The organism is Bradyrhizobium sp. USDA 4452, assembly GCF_054063575.1.
Window position 1 is genome coordinate 6,605,173 of sequence record NZ_JBSSGK010000001.1, and the last position, 17,392, is coordinate 6,622,564.

The following is a 17,392-nucleotide window of genomic DNA, read 5'->3' on the forward strand; positions in this document are numbered from 1 at the left end:
TATAATGGTCGGCAAAGTCGGCCGGCGGATTCAGAGCTTGGGGCTCAGTCTGCCACCCTCTGAACTCGCTGGTGGGCCCGGCAGGACTCGAACCTGCAACCAGACCGTTATGAGCGGCCGGCTCTAACCATTGAGCTACAGGCCCCGCCGCCTTGCGGGGCCGCGGGGTGCGGCCGGCAACGGTGCGGGCTTCGTTTACAGGCTGCGCGGGGTTTCGGCAATGCCGCTGCCGGAACCCCGGTGCCGCAAGCCGCCCATCTGCCCCCCGAACCTCCGCCCTCAATCCACCGAGACGCCGGCGAACTCGACGACCTTGCGCCACTTCTCGGTCTCGTCGGCGACCAGCCTGCCGAATTCGGCCGGGGTCATCGGCTTCGGGATGCCGCCCACCTCGGCGAGGCGCCCCACCAGCTTGGGGTCCTTGAGGGCCTCGCCGACCGCCTTGTTGAGGATGTCGACGATTTCCGGCGGCGTGCCCTTCGGCGCCGAGATGCCATAGAATCCGACCGACTCGAAGCCCGGCACGGTCTCGGCGATCGCCGGCACATCAGGTACGCCCGGCCAACGCTTCGGCGAGGTGACGCCGAGCGCGCGGACGCTGCCACCGCGCGATTGCTCCAGCGCCGACGGCAGATTGTCGAAGATCAACTGCACCTTGTTGGAGATGATGTCGGGGAAGGCGATCGCGGATCCACGATACGGCACGTGCTGCATGTCGCACTTGGTCATCGCCTTGAACAGCTCGGCCGACATATGCACCGAGGTGCCGTTGCCGGACGAGGCGTAGGCGATCTTGCCTGGGTTGGCCTTGCAGTAGTCGATGAACTCCTGAACCGTCTTCACGGGCATCGCGTTCGAAACCACCAGCATGTTGGTGAGCTGCATGATGCTGGCCACCGGCGTGGTGTCGCGCAGGAAGTCGTAGGGCAGCTTCTTGTAGAGCGAAGTCGAGATCGCGTTGTTGGGCGCGACGAACAAGAGCGTATAGCCGTCCGCCGGCGCGTTGATCGCGGCGGCGGCTGCGATGTTGCCGCCGGAGCCGGCGCGATTCTCGACCACGAATTGCTGGCCGAGATGATCCGACAGCCACTGGCTCATGATGCGCGCCACGATGTCGACCGGGCCGCCGGCGGCAAACCCGATCAGCCAGCGCACCGGACGGTTCGGATAGTCGGACGCGGATGAGGGGGCAACGGAGCCAAGGCAACAAATCAAACCAAGCAATGCGGCACGTGCGAACCGGAACATCGTCTCTCCCGTCATTTTCTTGTGACTGTTGTCGTCATGGTTTCACAAAACGCCGGCTTTGCCTACGATCCCGCCCGTGCGACGATAGTCGCGCTCATCTGCAATGCTTGAGGCTCGGCATGAAATTCGCTGCTATGATCTGCGCCGGCGCGCTGCTGCTCGCGGGCGGTGCGGCGGCGCAAGAGGGGAGCAAGACCATTTCCAAAACCACGATCAGTTTCGCCACGGCGACGCCGGGTGGCGGCTTTCCGCTCTATGGCAATGCCTTCGCCGAGGTGATGAACGCGGCCGATGCGACGTTGTCGATCGAGCCGCGCAACACCAAGGGCTCCAATGAGAACATCCCGCTGCTCGAGGCCGGCAGCGTCGACATCGCAACCGTCGCAGGTGAGCCGTCCTACGAGGCCTTCATGGGCATCGGCCGGCCGAAGGCCACCAGGCTGAAGATCCTCACGGCGATGTACTCGAGCCCGGGCATGTTCGTGGTGCGTGCCGACAGCCCCTACAAGACGATCCAGGACCTGGTCGGTCAGCTCGTGGCGTTCGGCGCCAAGGGTTCCGGCCTGCCGATCCTGTCGCGCTACATTCTCGACGGCATCGGGCTGAAGCAGGACGAGGACTTCAAGCCGATCTATCTCGACCGTGCCGGCGATGGCCCTGCGATGGTCGAGGACGGCCGCGCCGTGGCGCTGTGGGGCGCCGGCGTCGGCTGGCCCGGTTTCAGCAAGATGGCGGAGAGCGCGACCGGCGCGCGCTTCATCGCGCCGACCGCCGACGAGATCGCCCGCATCCGCGCCAAGCACACCTTCCTGAAACCGCTGACGATCGCAGCCGGCAGCTATCCGAAGCAGACTGCTGCGATTAACTCGGTCGGCTCCTGGAGCTACATCCTGGTGCGCGAGACGTTGCCGGACGACATCGCCTATCGGCTCGCGAAGACGCTGCACGGCGTCGAGGCTGATTTCTGCAAGAAGCTCGCCCAGGCCTGCGAGACCACGGCGGCGAACACCGTCGCCGCCGCGCCCGATATCAACCTGATCCATCCCGGCGTGCTCAGATACTTCCGCGAGATCGGGGCGGTGAAATAGCGCGGCGAATGGTGAGTGGCGAGTAGCTGACGATCGCATCTATTGCTACTCCTTATTCGCCATTCGCCGATCTCATTTCTTCGCCATCGCGCACGCCGGGTCCGGCGGACCGAACGCGTCCTCGCCGGAGATTTTGGCGAGGACCTTGTAGTAGTCCCACGGATATTTCGACTCGGCCGGGGTCTTGACCTGGACCAGCCAGAGATCGTGCACCATAAGATTGTCCTCGCGGAGCTTTCCGTTGCGGGCGAAGAAATCCTCGACCGGCTTCTCGCGCATCTTGGCCGCGACCTTGAGCGGATCGTCGGTGCCGGTCTCCTTGATCGCGTTCAGATACGCGGTCACCGAGGAGTAGACGCCGGCCTGCCACATCGTCGGCATCCGGTTCATCTTGGCGAAATAGCGCTTCGACCATTCCCTCGTCTTGTCGTCCATGTCCCAGTAGAACGAGGTGGTCAGCAACAGGCCCTGCGCGGCCGACAGGCCGATCGAATGGACGTCGGTGATCAAGGCTAGCAGCGCGGCCATCTGCTGCCCGCCGGCGAAGACGCCGAACTCGGCGGCGGTCTTGATCTCGTTGGTGTTGTTCGGCGGTCCGCCGGCGATGCCGATGATCTTGGCCTTCGAGGCCTGCGCCTGCAGGATGAAGGATGACAGATCGGGCGTCGCGAACGGCGGACGCACCGCGCCGAGCACCTTGCCGCCGTTCTTGGTCACGATCGCGGAGGCGTCCTTCTCCAGCGAATGGCCGAACGCATAGTCGTCGGTGATGAAGAACCAGCTGTCGCCGCCGCGCTTCACCACCTCCTGCGCGGTGCCGACCGCGAGCGCACGGGTGTCGAACACCCACTGCATCGCGTAGGGCGAACAGAACTTGCCGTGGAAGTCGGTGGCGCCGGTCGAATGCGTGATGAACAGCTTCTTCTTCTCGTTGGCGATGTTCTGTACCGCGAGCCCGACCGCCGACACCGGCACGTCGACGATCAGGTCGACCTGATCGACGTCATACCAGCGCCGCGCGATGGTCGCGCCGATGTCCGGCTTGAGCTGGTGATCGCCGACGATCACCGAGATCGGCTTGCCGAGCACCTTGCCGCCGAAATCGTCGACCGCCATCTGCGCGGCGGTGACCGAGCCCTGTCCGGTCGGCGTCGAGGCCGGGCCGTTCATGTCGGTCAGCACACCGATCTTGACGGTGTCGTCGGATACCTGCGCCGATACGGCCGAGGAGGCCAGCAGCGCGGCTGCGAGCATCCCGAACATGGCAAGTCTGGCGGCGTTCATTGTGTCTCCCTCCTGAATTGGCGCATTGGCCATTATGATTGTGCCGGGCCTCTGGAACCCGGTCATATTGGTTTCTTTTGCAACTAGTTTGGGGTCCGCGTCAACGCGCCATCGGTCTAATGACGAAGGTCCGGACCGGCCCGAGGCAGTTTCTTTCGGGGCCGATTCAGTCCATAGCGGGCCATGATCACCGCCCAGCGCCTTCCGGCTTCGCTCACCCCGCTCGATGCGGTGCTGACCGCCCTGTTGCGCGACCTCGTGCCGGTCCAGCCGATCGAACTGCCGCCGGCCGACGCAGTGCACTGCGTCGCGGCCGAGATGCCGGCCCCGCGCGCCTATCCGCCGCACGACGTTGCCGTCGGCGACGGCTGGGCGATGCGCGCCCATGATCTCGTCGGAGCGTCCTCCTATGCACCGTTGGCGCTGGCCGGACCTCCGGTCTGGGTGGCGGCCGGCGCGGCGATGCCCGACGGCACCGACTGTGTCGTCGATGCCGATGCCGTCGACACCTCCGGTCCGCTGCCGCAGGTGCTCGCCGAAGCCATCCCGGGGCAGGGCGTCCGGCGTGCCGGCAGCGACATCGCGGTTGGGCGTGCCGTGATGTCGGCGGGCGAGCCGCTGTTGCCGCGCGGTCTGTTGCTCGCGCGCGCGGCTGGAGTGAACCTGTTGCGCGTCCGACGGCCTCGGCTTCGCATCGTCAACATCTGCAACGGCCAGCTGACCGCGCAACTGGTCGCCGACACCGCACGTCTCGCGGGCGCTGAGATCGTCTATGCCGAGGCGACACCCGATGCGACGGCGATCGCTGACGCGCTCGAGACCGCCGGCTGCGACCTGATCGTCACGATCGGCGGCACCGGCGTTGGCCGCACCGATGCGGCGGTGAATGCGCTGGCGAGCTGCGGCACGCTGCTCGCGCATGGCATTGCGCTGCAGCCCGGGCGTACCGCAGCGGTCGGCCGGATCGACACAACGCCGGTCGTTGCCCTGCCGGGCGCGCCGGATCAGGCATTCGCGGCCTGCTGGGCGATCGCGCTCCCGGCGCTCGATCGCCTGTCCGGCCGTCGGGCGCGCCAGACACTGCCGCTGCCGCTGGAACGCAAGATCGCCTCCGGCGTCGGCATTGCAGAGGTCGTGTTGCTGACGCGCCGCCAGGGCTGCTGGGCCGCGCTTGCGACCGGCGACCTGTCGCTCAATGCGATCGCGCGTGCCGAAGGCCTGCTGATCGTGCCTGGCGCCGCGGAGGGCTTTGCTGCGGGCACGATCGTCGATGCCTATATGTTGCGGGAGTGAGTTCCCGAGATGACCAATATTTTCACGCCGAAACCCCACCCCTCCATCGAGCAGGACCAGTTCCTGACCATCCTGTCGCGCGAGGAGGCGATCGGGCGCTTCGAGGCGGCGCTGTTCCCGCGCCAATTGCCGTCCGAGACGCGGCAGCTCGCCGACGCGCTCGGCCGCGCGCTTGCGGCGGATGTGGTGGCGCCGATCGACGTACCGCCGTTCGATCGCTCCAATGTCGACGGCTTCGCCGTGCGCTCGGCCGATCTTGCACGCGCTGGCGAGGGTGCCCCAGTGCACCTCGCGGTGAATGACGAGATCATTTCGTGCGGCGTCGCGCCGACCCGGCCGGTGCTGCCGGGCACCGCGACCGCGATCGCGACCGGGGGCCCGGTGCCGCGCGGCGCCGATGCGATCGTGATGGTCGAGCACACCCAACCCTCCGGCAGTGATGCGATCGAGGTTCGCCGCGCGGCGTCGCCCGGGCAGTTCGTGTCCTATGCCGGCTCCGACATCGCGCGCGGCGAGGCTCTGTTGCGGGCGGGCACGATCATCGGCTCGCGCGAGATCGGCATGCTCGCGGCCTGCGGCATCGCCGAAGTCGCGGTGACGCGACGGCCGCGCGTTGCGATCCTCTCGACCGGCGACGAGCTGGTGCAGCCTGGTGAGACGCTGCGGCCGGCCGCGATCTACGACACCAACGGCGCGATCGTCACCGCGGCGATTGCCGAGAACGGCGGTGACGTGTCGTTCCATGGCGCGATCGCGGACAATGAGGCGATGCTCGAAGCCGCGATGCGCAAGGCGCTCGCGGACAGCGACATGCTGGTGCTCTCGGGCGGCACCTCCAAGGGCGCGGGCGACGTCTCGCACCGCATCGTCACGAGGCTCGGCAAGTCCGGCATCATCGCGCATGGCGTGGCGCTGAAGCCGGGCAAGCCGCTGTGCCTTGCGGTCTGCGACGGCAAGCCGGTGGTGATCCTGCCGGGCTTTCCGACCTCGGCGATGTTCACCTTCCACGACATGATCGTGCCGGTGCTGCGGCGAATGGCCGGGCTGCCGCCGCGGTCGGATGCCAAGGTGGCGGCGAAGGTGCCGGTGCGCATCGCCTCCGAGCTCGGGCGCACCGAGTTCGTGATGGTGTCGCTGGTCGAGGGCGCCGACGGCCTGATCGCCTATCCCAGCGGCAAGGGCTCGGGGGCGATCACTTCGTTCGCGCAGGCTGACGGTTTCCTGAAGATCGAGGCGCTGGCCGACCAGCTGCCGACCGGCAGCGACGCCGAGGTGACGCTGTTCACGCCGCATGTGCGGGTGCCTGATCTCGTGATCGTCGGCAGCCATTGCATCGGGCTCGATCTCGTCACCGCGCCGCTGGCCCATGCCGGCCTGGTGGTGCGTTCGATCGCGGTCGGCAGCCTCGGCGGCCTCGCCGCCGCAAAACGGGGCGAGTGCGATCTCGCTCCGATCCATCTGTTCGACGACAAGACCGGGACCTACAACACGCCGTATCTGGCCGATGGCCTCGAGCTGGTGCCGGGCTGGCGGCGCATGCAGGGCATCGTGTTCCGCAAGGACGACACGCGCTTTGCCGGTTTGAGCGCAGAACAGGCGGTGCGCGCCGCGCTGGCCGATCCCGCCTGCATCATGGTCAACCGCAACCAGGGTGCCGGCACCCGGATCCTGATCGACCGCCTGCTGGCAGGCAGCCGGCCCGACGGCTACTGGAATCAGCCCCGCTCGCACAATGCGGTTGCGGCCGCGGTGGCACAGCATCGCGCCGACTGGGGCATGACCATCGCACCGGTCGCGGCGGCCTCCGGGCTCGGTTTCATTCCGCTTGCCGAAGAGCATTACGATTTTGCGCTGGTGACAGTGCGCAAGCAGCGGCCCGCGGTGCAGGCTTTCCTCGACGCACTGGCATCTGATGAGGGGCGCGCCGCGTTGACCGAGGCGGGGTTTAGGCCGGCGTAGGCGATCGGCGCCAGATTCACCGCTGTCGTCCCCGCGAAAGCGGGGAGCCATAACCACAGGGTTGGTTGTTGAACAGAGCTGTGGCCCCAGTGTCGCGCAACAATTGAGATTTGGGGCAATATGTCCTGGCTTTCGCCGGGACGACACCGAATGTCTGGCTCCGCTTGTCAGTCATACTTCGGCACTCTCGCGACATGAATCGTCCGAGCTTTGGATTTCGTTCGACCCTCGCTCATCAGAGGGCGCAGGGAAAGCCGGGTGCCGATCGCACCCATGGGCCCCGTGCAAAGGGTAGAAAGCACGGGGGTAGGACCACAGGTGTAACCGGAGCAATCCGGCTTTCCCTGCGCGATGGGTTACGGCTTACTTCGTGCTCTCCCCGGCGAGACTGGGCTTGCTTGTCACCGCCTTCGCAAAACGCTTGCGCGCTTCACGAGAGGACACCTGCCGCTAGGGCGTCAGGACCACACGACTTCACCGTCCGCTTCACATGCTCTCGTCTCCAGCATGATCGGCGTCCACCGCATCTCACCGCAACACCCGTGACGATGCGCAGCGCCCCTCGATCGGGTGAGACGACGAACTTATAGCACTGAGTTGGTTTTCGGATAAAGCGAAATATTTTCGCGGGCGGGGATTGACAGGTTTCTGTTGAGTTGCCCGTCGGGTAATTTTGCCGCAGGTCCCGGTGCGATTGCGAATCCGGTTCAGTGCCGCATGGCCATCTCGACGAACTCCAGGACGGAGCGCGGGACCTCGTCGTATTCGACGAAACGGCGCCGAAGCTCGTCGGCAATATCGGTGGTGACGTCGCGCGACCATCCTTCGCTGGTATTGAAGGCTATGATACGGACCGGATGGCTGTACTGGTCATCCAGGAGACGGCGGATCAGCGTCTTCCGGTCGGTGCCTTCCTCGTCGGTCTCGCACCAGGCGCGGCCAAGCCGGCCGAAATCGTTGAGCACCAGATAGGTGTCGTGGTCGATTTGGTGCGGCACGATCGAAGGCGAGCGAGGCATGGAGGTGCTCCAGTACGCCACAATATCGTGTTCCGGTCACCCGGTGCATTGGAAACTTCGAGGTATATCCGCTGGATAGTCTCCAAAGGCGATCCGCTAGGGGCCGATCACTCGCGCAGCTTGCGGTCCAGGAAGCCGACATAGGAGTTATCCGGATCCAGCTTGAGGGCCAGGCGAAGCGCGGCACGGGCGGCGGACTTGTCGCCGTCAGCCGTGGCCTGGTGCTCATCCAGGATCGCATTGGCCACCGTGCGCGCGGTGTCGAGGCGGGCCTCGTCGATGGACTTATCGGCAAGATAGGTTTCGACCGGCTCGCGGAGGCGCTTCAGTTCGTCCACGCTGACCGAGCTCAGCGGATACCAGTTGTAATATTCGAGGCGTGGCCGATCGTCCGTGAGGCTCGGCACATCCCTGACAAAGGCCGCGAGTTTTTCATCGGCGGCGATGAACGTCGCCAGAAAATCCTCGGATGAGCGCAGGCCGTTGGCTGTCAGGTCCTCAGCCACCCCAGGCTTCGACATGCGCGCGGCGAGCTCGCCAGGATCGATTGTCAGCGGTTCATCGGAGGCGATGGCCACGCCTTCCATTCTGGACGGCAACCACAGGGAGACGTGCTTGAACTGGCCCATCATGGCCTTGAGGATCATCTTCGGAAGAATGCCGCGGTTGAAATCCAGCGGCACCCACTGCGCGAGGACGGCGCCGGGACGCATCTTCTGTTTTGCCAGCGCATAGAATTCCTCTGTGTAGAGGTTGATGACGCCGGCGTCATGGGGCGGCGGCGGCTCGAGGGTGATGACGTCGAATGTCTCGTTTGTTCCCAGCAGGAAGTGGCGTCCGTCCGCGACGATCTGATGGACCTTGGGATTCTGGTAGAACCGCTTGTTGATCGGCACGAAGTGAGGCGCAAACTCGAACACGGTCGGAGCCAGATCGACCGCGTCGATGGATTTTAGTTCCTGGTGCGTGCTGACCGCACCCACCGTGGTTCCGGTCCCGATGCAAATGACGACAGCCGTTTCAACCGGGCCCGGGTGCAGCAGAATCGGATAGTGCCCCATTGCCGCCATGTAGCGTCGTCCCTCGGGACGGTTGTTGGCATAGCTCTTCGAATTCACCACGAGTTGCTGATAGGTGCCCGCCGCCTTCTCGCGATACTCGACCACCGCAAATGTTGCTTGTTTGGTTTCGCGCAACTCGAGGACATTGCCGCCTTCGATCGCGGTCAGGACCCGTTCGAGATAGTGCGGGGTGAAGAGCAGGAGCGCCGCAGCGATGATGCCTGCTGCGACTGCCCCTTGTCGCCAAAGGCTGCCTTCTTTCAGAAGACCCGGTTGCGATACGGTGGCCGCAACAAAGAGCACGACGTTCAGAGCGATCAGGACGGTGAGCGCCCCCTGGCTGCCCAGATAAGGGATCAGAAGAAACCCTGCCGCCAGGGAGCCCAGCACGCCGCCAATCGTGTTCACGGCGTAGAGCGTGCCGATCCGGCGGCCCAGCGCGCTCATCTGCATCACGGTCAGTTCGCTGGCCAGGGGAAAGCTGATGCCGATCAGCGTGGTCGGCAGCAACAGGGCAACGGCGCAGATCAGGAAGAATGAAACATCGCCTCCCAAAAGCTCCTGCGCCGGGACTGGAACGAGGCCTGATACGATGGGAGACAACGCCGCTCCCACGGTGCGCGCCTTGCCGAGGATTCCGACGGTTAGCGTGGCCGCAACCGCGATGAGCAGCTGCGTGACGGCGAAGTACCGCAGCAGTTGATCCTTGCGCGGCGCGAGCAGCCTCGCGCAGATCAGGGCGCCGATCACCAAGCCCAGCAGGTAGACACCGAGCATGCCCGAGAAGGCGTAGACACTCGAGGTGCTGACATTGGTCAGGAAGCGGAACCAGACGACCTCATAGGCGATGGACACGAATCCGGAGCACGCGAAGATCGCGATGAGGATGGACGTCTTGCCAGGCCCGGGCACGGCGGTTTGCGCCGGCGCTTCTGCGGCGACCGGCGACAGCGGGCTTGCGCCGCGCGCGAGCAGCAGGGCCACGCCGCCGACGCAGACGTACAGGCCTGCTGCGACCAGGCCCGATCCCGTGATCCCCCAGAGGCCCATCAGGACAAAGCCGACGGCGAGGGTGCCGATCGCCGCGCCCAGGGTGTTGAACCCGTAGAGCAGGCCGATGCGATTGGCGAGATCGGTTTGCGTGCGGGTCAGGAATTTCACGAGGAAGGGCAGGGTCGCACCCATCAGCATGGTCGGCAGCGACAGGACGGCGAGCGACAGGGCGACCATCAGCGGCAACCGGAACGGGGACTCCAGGTCCAGCATGGGCGCCAGCCAGCCCACCCATGTCGACCAGTGCGACAGGAACGCGGTTACCGCCAGGGAAACGACCGCGAGCGCGAGTTCGAGAAAGCCGTATATTTTCAGGGGGCGGCTGACGGTGTCGGCGACTCGGCCCCCGAAAGCGCTGCCCAGGGAGAGACCGAAAAAGAAGCTCGCCACCGTAACGCTTACGGAGACGGTCGCGCTTCCCAGCACGAATTGCAGTTGCTTGAACCAGAGAACCTGCAGGATCAGGGATGCCGCGCCCGATGCCAGAAAGATCGTGGTGACCAGAACCCTGTTCTTCAGGCTTATGGCGTCTCGAACACCATCGTGATTGGGCACTGGAGAGGCCTCCCATTGATCGGGAGAACTGGTACGGCAAATGCCGTTAAGATTGCCCTTATGGGCGGTCTGCTCGGGTTTGCGCTGCCGCGCGCGCAACCCGTCCAGGAGCCTCCCAAGGCGATCCCGGGAGCCTGATCCATCGCCACCCGCTGGCAGGGCTGGCATGACATTGCGTCAAGGCTGATATAAGCAGCATTGGACGTTATATGTCTGCGGAGATTGCGTATGAAGGTGATAGGCCTCGCGGGCTGGAGCGGAGCCGGCAAGACCACCCTGCTGTCGCGGGTGATCCCCCATCTGCTTGGCCGGGGCTTGCGCGTCTCCGTGATCAAGCACGCCCATCACGAATTCGACGTCGACATTCCCGGCAAGGACTCCTGGGTGCACCGGCAGGCCGGCGCGACCGAGGTGCTGGTGTCCTCGACGCGGCGCTGGGCGCTGATGCACGAGCTGCGTGGCGCGAGTGAGCCGCGACTGCCGGAACTGCTCGCCAAGATGGCGCCGGTCGATCTGGTCGTGGTCGAGGGCTTCAGGCGCGAGCCGGTCAGCAAGATCGAGGTGTATCGCGCCGCCAACGGCAAGCCGCTGCTGTTTCCCGACGATCCGTGCGTGGTCGGGATCGCCAGCGACGTCGCGGTTGAAACCACGCTGCCGATCGCGCATCTCGACGACATCGAGGATGTCGCCGAATTGATGCTGCGTTCCGCGATTCCCGTCGACGATGTGCTCGCTTCGGCTCCGGCCGACAGCTGAACATGGTTGAGGAAGCGTCGGCGTTGACGACGCGGGGCGGCTTCGCCAAGGTCCGATCATGACAACGACGAAGCTCGATCTCACCGGCCTGAAATGCCCGCTGCCTGCGCTGAAGACGCGCAAGGCCCTCAGGAGCGTGACGGCGGGTGATTTCCTCGAAGTGCATTGCACCGATCCGCTTTCGGTGATCGATATCCCGGCGCTCATCCAGGAGACCGGCGACAAGGTCGAAATCACCGAACGAAGCGAGGTTCGGATCGTTTTCCTGATCGAGAAGACGAATGGAATGATAGATAATTCAAATGCTGCAGCGCCACGTACGCGCTAGATCCAGCCTGATATCTACCTTTTGCCTATCGACACCTATTTCCCCTTCTGCACGAATTGATAATCTCCGCCGGCCTGTGGAGGTGGAGCCGTGCCCGGATGTGGGCATGTGGACGGACAAAACCGGCCTGCGCCCGGATCGGGCGGCACGGCTTGGCATATCCGTTCGCATTGGGGGTTAACATTTCCGGAGTGCGCGTGGTTGGTCCCGGCGCACCGAGGGAATGTGCGGAGCAGTCGGGCCGGCGGTTGCCGCAACGGGCTGAGACGGGATCGAAGACGCAGATGCGCCTGACGAAACGGCGACTGCAGGGGAGGAGTCAATGACCACAGTGAGCAGCGCCGGACGCTTATCCGCGGCAGGTGCAGGTTTCCTCGACAAGGAACACACGATCGCGACCGCCGGCTTCAACCGCTGGCTGGTGCCGCCGGCCGCGCTGTGCATCCATCTGTGCATCGGCATGGCCTATGGCTTCTCGGTGTTCTGGCTGCCGCTGTCGCGCGCGATCGGGCTGACCGCGCCGAAGGCGTGCCCGGATATCTCGCTGGTCCAGGAGCTGTTCACGACGACCTGCGACTGGAAGGTCGCGAGCCTGGGGTGGATGTACACGCTGTTCTTCGTGCTGCTCGGCGTCTCCGCCGCGATCTGGGGCGGCTGGCTTGAGAAGGTCGGTCCGCGCAAGGCCGGCTTCGTCGCTGCGCTGTGCTGGGCCGGCGGTCTCGTGATCGGCGCGCTGGGCGTCTACACGCACCAGCTCTGGCTGATGTGGCTCGGCTCCGGCGTGATCGGCGGTGTCGGCCTCGGCCTCGGCTACATCTCACCGGTGTCGACGCTGGTGAAATGGTTCCCGGATCGCCGCGGCATGGCGACCGGCATGGCGATCATGGGCTTCGGCGGCGGCGCCATGATCGGCGCGCCGCTCGCCGACAGACTGATGAACTATTTCAAGACCCCGACCTCGGTCGGCGTCTGGGAGACTTTCCTCGCGATGGGCGCGATCTATCTCGTGTTCATGATGATCGGAGCGTTCCGCTATCGCCTCCCGCCGACCGGCTGGCAACCGGACGGCTGGACGCCGCCGGCGAAAGCCAACGCGATGATCTCGAGCAAGAACGTCCATCTCGACAACGCGCACAAGACGCCACAGTTCTGGCTGATCTGGGGGGTGCTGTGCCTGAACGTGTCGGCCGGCATCGGCGTGATCGGCATGGCCTCGCCGATGCTGCAGGAGATCTTCGCCGGCAAGCTGATCGGGCTGCCCAATGTCGGCTTCAACGCGCTCGACGCGTCGCAGAAGGCGCAGATCGCGGCGATCGCCGCCGGCTTCGCTGGCCTGCTGTCGCTGTTCAACATCGGTGGCCGTTTCTTCTGGGCGTCGCTGTCCGACAAGATCGGCCGCAAGAACACCTACTATACGTTCTTCATCCTCGGCATCGCGCTCTACGCGCTGGCGCCGACCTTCGCCGCGATGGGATCGAAACTGCTGTTCGTGCTCGGCTTCGGCATCATCCTGTCGATGTATGGCGGCGGCTTCGCCACCGTGCCGGCCTATCTCGCCGACATGTTCGGCACCCAGTTCGTCGGCGCGATCCATGGCCGGCTGCTGACGGCGTGGTCGACCGCGGGCATCATCGGCCCGGTCGTGGTGAACTATCTCCGCGAATTCCAGCTCGCTGCCGGCGTGCCGCGCGACCAGCTCTACAACACCACGATGTACATCCTGTGCGCCATGCTGATCGCCGGCCTCATCTGCAATTACATGATCAAGCCGGTCGATCCGAAGTGGCACATGAGCGACGCCGAGGTGGCGAAGCTGCAAGCCGCGACGGCGACCGGAGGCAACGGCGCGACCGGATCGTTCGGCATCGGCAAGGGCGGCCTCGATGGCAGGGCGGCGCTGTTCTGGCTGTTCGTCGGCATTCCACTTGCCTGGGGCATCTACATGACGCTGCTCAGCGCGGTCAAAATTCTCTGATCGCGACCATCATCGCCGCGGGCCGCCGGTTCTCCGGCGCCCGCGGCGACCGCTCAATTTCATGAATAGAAATCGCATTGGGGATTTCAATGTTTCGCACCCGGATTTGCCTTGCCGCCGCGCTGCTCGCCGTAGGGCTCCATGCCGCGTCGGCCCAGACGGCGGCGCCGGCAGCGCCGGCACCGGCCGCCGCCACCACGGCCAAGCCGTCGAAGATCAAGCTCACGATGGAGAAACTGAAGGCCATGAAGGCGCAGTGGCGCGCCAACAAGCCGAAGCTCAAGGCCTGCCGCAAAGAGGTGAAGCAGAAGGGCCTGATCGGCGACGACCGCTGGTTCTACATCTCGGACTGCATGGCCAGGAGCTGAGCCACGTCGTTCCGAGCGCGTTGAACTTGAGCGGAGGGATTGCGCCCCACAGGCGAGATGCTCGATGGAGCAGCGGGCCGCCGATCACTCCGCGGCCGCAGGTGTCACCTTGGCGGGCTCCAGCGCTGCCGCGATCGCCTCATCGACGCGTTCCAGCCAGATGAACTCCAGCTTGGCGCGGGCGCCGGCAGGGATGTCGTCGTAGTCGCGCTTGTTGCGCGCCGGCAGCATCACCCGGGTCAGGCCGGCGGCCGCGGCGGCGACCACCTTCTCCTTGATGCCGCCGACCGGCAGCACGAGGCCGCGCAACGAGATCTCGCCGGTCATCGCGGTGTCGCTGCGCACGGTGCGATCGGTCAGGAGCGAGGTGAGGGCGGTGAACATCGCAACGCCCGCACTCGGGCCGTCCTTCGGCGTGGCGCCGGCGGGAACGTGGACGTGGATGTCGCTCTTCTCGAACACCGCGGGATCGATCCCGAGTTGCGTCGCGCGGCTCTTCACCAGCGTCATCGCGGCCTGCACGCTCTCGCGCATGACGTCGCCGAGCTGTCCGGTGATCATCAACGCGCCGCGGCCCGGCGTGCGCGAGGCCTCGATGAACAGGATGTCGCCGCCGACCGGCGTCCAGGCAAGTCCGGTGGCCACGCCGGGAATGCTGGTGCGCTGCGCGATCTCGTTCTCGAAGCGCGGCTGGCCGAGCAGCGCCACGATGTCCTTCGGCGCGATGGTGACGTGGCTGGTGCTGCCGTCGGCGATCTGCACCGCGACATTGCGCAGCACCTTGCCGATCTCGCGCTCCAGGTTGCGGACGCCGGCCTCGCGGGTGTAGCTCTTGATGATCAGCCGCAGCGCGTCCGGCTCGATCTCGACCTGCTCGGCCTTGATCCCGTTGGCCTCGAGCTGGCGCCGCACCAGATAGCGCTTGGCGATCTCGAGCTTCTCGTCCTCGGTGTAGCCGGCGAGGCTGATCAACTCCATGCGGTCGAGCAGCGGGCCCGGCACGCCGTCGAGCATGTTGGCGGTGGCGATGAACACGACACGCGAGAGGTCGAACGGCACGCCGAGGTAATTGTCGCGGAAGGTCGAGTTCTGCTCGGGGTCGAGCACCTCCAGCATCGCGGCCGACGGATCGCCCTGGATGCCGCGGCCCATCTTGTCGATCTCGTCCAGCATCATCACGCAATTGCGCGCGCCGGCCTTCTTGATCGCCTGGATGATGTTGCCGGGCAGCGCGCCGATATAGGTGCGGCGATGGCCGCGGATCTCGGCCTCGTCATGCACGCCGCCGAGCGAGACCCGCACGAACGGTCGCGACATCGCGCGCGCGATCGATTGGCCGAGCGAGGTCTTGCCGACGCCGGGCGGCCCGAGGAAGCAGAGGATCGGCGCCTTGCCGCCGGGGGCGAGCTTGCGCACCGCGAGATATTCGATGATGCGGCTCTTGATCTTCTCGAGGCCGTAATGGTCCTGGTCGAGGATCTTGCGCGCCTCCGCGATGTCGATCGGCTTCTCGTCCGGCAGGCTCCAGGGCAGGTCGATCAGCCAGTCGAGATAGCTGCGCACCATGCCGGACTCGGCGGCGGCCTCCGGCATCCGCTCGTAGCGGCGCAATTCCTTCTGCGCCTGGCTCTCGGCCTCCGGCGGCATCTTGGCCTCCGCGATCGCCTTGGTCAGCTCGGCGACCTCGGCCGCCTTGCCGTCGCCCTCGCCGAGCTGGCGCTGGATGGTCGCCATCTGCTCGCGCAGGATCGCCTCGCGCTGCCGCTCGTCGAAAACCGCCTTGGTCTTCTGCCCGATCTCCTGGCTCAGCCTCAGCACCTCGATGCGCTCGGCGAGATGCCGCGAGACCTTGTCCATCCGGGCCACGAGATCGATGGTCTCGAGGATGTCCTGCTTCTCCGTCGGCTTGATGTCCATGTAGGAGGTCGCAAGGTCGGCGAGCGTCGCCGGCGACGTCGTGCCCTGCAGCGCGGCGATCAGCTCGGGCGGCGTCTGCGGCAGCAATTGCGCGGCCTCCAGCGCCTGGCGCTGCAGGTTGAGGAAGCGCGCCTCGATCTCGGGCGAGGTGGTGGTCGGCTCCGGAATCTGCAGCACGCGGGCGGCGAGGAACGGCGTGCCGGGCAGATAGTCGAGCACGCGCATGCGCTGCACGCCCTGGCAGACCAGATGATGGCTGTCGTCGGCGCCGGTGATGTAGCGCACGATGTTGGCGATGGTGCCGACGCGGTAGAGCCCGTCGGGGCCGGGATCGTTGGTCTCGGGATCGCGCTGCAGCAGGATGCCGATCGGCCGCTGCTCGCGCACCGCCTGCTGGGCCGCGGCGATGGAAGTCGCACGCGCGATCGTGATCGGGATGATGACGTCCGGGAACAGCACGGTGTTGCGCACCGGGACGATGATCGTTGCGTCGCTCGGGATCGGCGCCGAATTCGACGGGCTTGAAAGGTTGGAAGCAGCCATGTCGAAATCCCCTAGCTCGATTTTCCGAGCCGCAGGCCGACGCAGCCATGCGCGGCAAAGCGGCTGATGGTGTAGCGGCCGGTCGGCAGCGCGATGCGGCGTTCGAAGTGGCCCTGAGGCAGCTCGAGGCGCAGGATGCGCGCGTTGCGCAGCTCGGCGGGCAAAGTGCGGCGGCCGGAGATCACCAGCGTGCCGCCGTCGAGCGCGGCCTCGACCTCGTCGGGGTCGACCCCCGGCAGCGCGACCAGGATCAGGATCTCCTCCTCGGTCTCGATCACGTCCATCGGCGGTTCCCAGCTCGGCTCGCTGGTGCCCGCGCGCGGGTGTAAATTGAGGAAGCTCTGGTGCAACCGTTCGGCGCGGGCGAGCGCCTCGATCGCATCTGTCAGCATCCAGTTGGTCTGATCCTTGGGCCGCATGGGCACTCTCCACGTCGCATTGGGAGGCGAGGTTACCGGTCTTGCCGCCGACCGTAAACCGGCCCCTCGCGCCGCCGATCGAGGCCAAAATTGTCCGAAATCTCGCGATTTGCGATCCGCCCGGCGCGTCCGGCCGCTTATGCCGCGGCTATGTGACAGGGCTGCCGGTCCTCTCGAATTCCTACGGCCTTCCCAGCATCTTTGCCGTGACGCGTTGCGCTCGCGCGCCGCCACAGGAAGAAGGTGGGACATGACCTTGCTCCATTACCACGATGCCCGGCCGCACGGTTCGGCCGGTGCGATGCCAGCGACGCTGCAGCGGACGATCCGGCGGATCGGCCTCGCTTTCAGCACCGTTCACCGCGCCATCGCCGCCGCCAAGATCCATCGGCTGCGCAACGAGCTGTTGCTGCATCGCGGCCATGAGGATTGGGCACGCACCCATCTCCATGTCGGCCTGCTCGGCGGCGATGCCGAGAAATATCCGCGCGCGCCGGTCGTGCTCGGCGAGAAGTGGGACTACTGA

The 17,392-nt window shown here is 65.7% G+C and carries 14 protein-coding genes and 1 tRNA gene; 8 read left to right on the forward strand and 7 right to left on the reverse strand.

Translation table 11 applies throughout. The features are described 5' to 3' along the window. Positions 1-69: 69 nt before the first annotated feature. Positions 70-145: transfer RNA gene (locus tag ACVISU_RS30935), tRNA-Ile, on the reverse strand. 134 nt (positions 146-279) lie between these two features. Then, on the reverse strand, positions 280-1,248 hold the full coding sequence (locus tag ACVISU_RS30940) for a Bug family tripartite tricarboxylate transporter substrate binding protein (RefSeq protein ID WP_456709468.1): 969 nt from the start codon (positions 1,246-1,248) through the stop codon (positions 280-282). A 119-nt stretch (positions 1,249-1,367) separates the two neighbouring features. Between ACVISU_RS30940 and ACVISU_RS30945 the strand changes: the two genes are divergently transcribed. Next, positions 1,368-2,336, forward strand: coding sequence for a TAXI family TRAP transporter solute-binding subunit (locus ACVISU_RS30945; RefSeq protein ID WP_456709469.1), 969 nt, complete (start codon positions 1,368-1,370; stop codon positions 2,334-2,336). Positions 2,337-2,408: 72 nt separating this feature from the next. Here the strand turns inward: ACVISU_RS30945 and ACVISU_RS30950 are convergent, their stop codons facing one another. After that, the gene (locus tag ACVISU_RS30950) at positions 2,409-3,620 is read right to left on the reverse strand and encodes an ABC transporter substrate-binding protein (protein WP_456709470.1); all 1,212 of its coding nucleotides are present in this window, start codon (positions 3,618-3,620) and stop codon (positions 2,409-2,411) included. A 183-nt stretch (positions 3,621-3,803) separates the two neighbouring features. On the opposite strand from ACVISU_RS30950, the gene ACVISU_RS30955 reads away from it, so the two are divergent. Continuing rightward, on the forward strand, positions 3,804-4,913 hold the full coding sequence (locus ACVISU_RS30955; protein WP_456709471.1) for a molybdopterin-binding protein: 1,110 nt from the start codon (positions 3,804-3,806) through the stop codon (positions 4,911-4,913). Positions 4,914-4,922: 9 nt separating this feature from the next. Then, a complete protein-coding gene (locus ACVISU_RS30960) occupies positions 4,923-6,872 on the forward strand; it encodes a molybdopterin biosynthesis protein (RefSeq protein ID WP_456709472.1) in 1,950 nt (649 codons plus the stop codon). 707 nt (positions 6,873-7,579) lie between these two features. On the opposite strand, the gene ACVISU_RS30965 is transcribed toward ACVISU_RS30960, so the two are convergent. Then, positions 7,580-7,891, reverse strand: a complete 312-nt coding sequence (locus ACVISU_RS30965) for a hypothetical protein (protein WP_050401007.1) — start codon at positions 7,889-7,891, stop codon at positions 7,580-7,582. Positions 7,892-7,998: 107 nt separating this feature from the next. Further along, on the reverse strand, positions 7,999-10,560 hold the full coding sequence (locus ACVISU_RS30970; RefSeq protein WP_456709473.1) for a fused MFS/spermidine synthase: 2,562 nt from the start codon (positions 10,558-10,560) through the stop codon (positions 7,999-8,001). Between the two features lie 228 nt (positions 10,561-10,788). On the opposite strand from ACVISU_RS30970, the gene mobB reads away from it, so the two are divergent. From mobB to ACVISU_RS30990, 4 genes are all read left to right on the forward strand, one after another. Beyond that, positions 10,789-11,316, forward strand: coding sequence for a molybdopterin-guanine dinucleotide biosynthesis protein B (mobB, locus tag ACVISU_RS30975; protein WP_050401202.1), 528 nt, complete (start codon positions 10,789-10,791; stop codon positions 11,314-11,316). 58 nt (positions 11,317-11,374) lie between these two features. Then, on the forward strand, positions 11,375-11,644 hold the full coding sequence (locus ACVISU_RS30980) for a sulfurtransferase TusA family protein (protein ID WP_050401201.1): 270 nt from the start codon (positions 11,375-11,377) through the stop codon (positions 11,642-11,644). A 322-nt stretch (positions 11,645-11,966) separates the two neighbouring features. Next, complete coding sequence (locus ACVISU_RS30985) at positions 11,967-13,619, forward strand: OFA family MFS transporter (RefSeq protein ID WP_050401200.1); 1,653 nt, start codon at positions 11,967-11,969, stop codon at positions 13,617-13,619. An 89-nt stretch (positions 13,620-13,708) separates the two neighbouring features. After that, positions 13,709-13,987: a hypothetical protein gene (locus tag ACVISU_RS30990; RefSeq protein WP_050401199.1), complete on the forward strand. Its 279-nt coding sequence runs from the start codon at positions 13,709-13,711 to the stop codon at positions 13,985-13,987. An 84-nt stretch (positions 13,988-14,071) separates the two neighbouring features. Here the strand turns inward: ACVISU_RS30990 and lon are convergent, their stop codons facing one another. Next, a complete protein-coding gene (gene lon, locus ACVISU_RS30995; protein WP_456709474.1) occupies positions 14,072-16,447 on the reverse strand; it encodes an endopeptidase La in 2,376 nt (791 codons plus the stop codon). Positions 16,448-16,458: 11 nt separating this feature from the next. Further along, positions 16,459-16,866, reverse strand: a complete 408-nt coding sequence (locus ACVISU_RS31000; protein ID WP_050401197.1) for an Hsp20/alpha crystallin family protein — start codon at positions 16,864-16,866, stop codon at positions 16,459-16,461. Positions 16,867-17,116: 250 nt separating this feature from the next. Between ACVISU_RS31000 and ACVISU_RS31005 the strand changes: the two genes are divergently transcribed. Further along, on the forward strand, positions 17,117-17,392 hold the full coding sequence (locus ACVISU_RS31005) for a hypothetical protein (protein WP_456709475.1): 276 nt from the start codon (positions 17,117-17,119) through the stop codon (positions 17,390-17,392).